The organism is Actinomadura nitritigenes (assembly GCF_017573545.1).
Classification (GTDB): Bacteria; Actinomycetota; Actinomycetes; order Streptosporangiales; family Streptosporangiaceae; genus Spirillospora; species Spirillospora nitritigenes.
In genome coordinates, this window is the sequence record NZ_JAGEOK010000101.1 from 1 (window position 1) to 1,128 (window position 1,128).

The window sequence follows — 1,128 nt, forward strand, 5'->3', positions numbered from 1 at the left end:
TGTTCTGTCTATGGAGGTTGTGAACGCGGGGACACGGTCGGATGATCTTGGAATGAGGGAGGGCCTCCGGGTTCGGTGTGGATTGCGACATCTACGCCGACACCGCAGGAGGCCCTCATGCCCCACCGTAACGCCCCGCTGACCGAGACCGGACGGCTTCGGCTGGCCCGCTGCGTGGTCGAGGACGGGTGGCCGCTACGGCGGGCCGCCGAACGCTTCCAGGTCGCCACCTCGACCGCGCACCGGTGGGCCGGCCGCTACCGGCAGCTGGGCGAGGCGGGCATGACCGACCGCTCCAGCCGCCCGCACCACAGCCCGCACCGCACCCCCACCCGCCTGGAGCGACGCATCATCAAAGTGCGGGTGGCGCGCCGGTGGGGACCGGCCCGCATCGGCTACCTGCTGGGCGTCCATCCCTCCACGGTCCACCGCGTGCTGACCCGCTACCACCTGGCCCGCCTGAGGGACCTGGACCGCGCGACCGGCCGCACCGTCCGCCGTCCCGTCCGCCGCTACGAGCATCCCGCCCCCGGCGACCTGGTCCACGTCGACATCAAGAAACTCGGCAACATCCCCGACGGAGGCGGCCACAAAGCGCACGGCCGAGCGGTCGGCGGCCGCCACTCCTCGGCCCACCGCGACCCGACCCGCCCCCGCAAGGTCTCCAACCACCCCAACCTGGGCTACGGCTACCTGCACAACGCCGTCGACGACCACTCCCGCCTGGCCTACACCGAAATCCTGCCCGACGAGACCAAGGAAACCGCCACCGCGTTCTGGACCCGGGCCCACGCCTTCTTCACCACCGCCGGGATCACCGTGACCCGTGTCCTGACCGACAACGGCTCCTGCTACCGCTCACACCTATGGCGCGACACCCTCACCGCCGCCGGCATCACCCACAAACGCACCCGCCCCTACCGCCCCCAGACCAACGGCAAAGTCGAACGCTACAACCGCACCCTCCTCGACGAATGGGCCTACAACCAGCCCTACACCAGCGAAGCCGAACGCCGCCGAGCACTCCCGCAATGGCTGCACACCTACAATCACCACCGCGGCCACACCGCACTCGACGGCCAACCACCCGCCAGCCGCGTCCCCAACCTCCATAGACAGAACAGCTAG

General features: G+C 69.9%; 1 protein-coding gene. It reads left to right on the plus strand.

What is annotated here, in order from left to right; translation table 11 throughout:
* Window positions 1-117: 117 nt before the first annotated feature.
* Window positions 118-1,128 (plus strand): IS481 family transposase, encoded by a 1,011-nt coding sequence (locus J4557_RS49045; RefSeq protein WP_208274828.1) that lies wholly within the window; start codon window positions 118-120, stop codon window positions 1,126-1,128.

Bases quoted from the DNA above. Each gene is read 5' to 3' on its own strand.
- J4557_RS49045 (WP_208274828.1), top strand. From the start codon at position 118: ATGCCCCACCGTAACGCCCCGCTGACCGAGACCGGACGGCTTCGGCTG.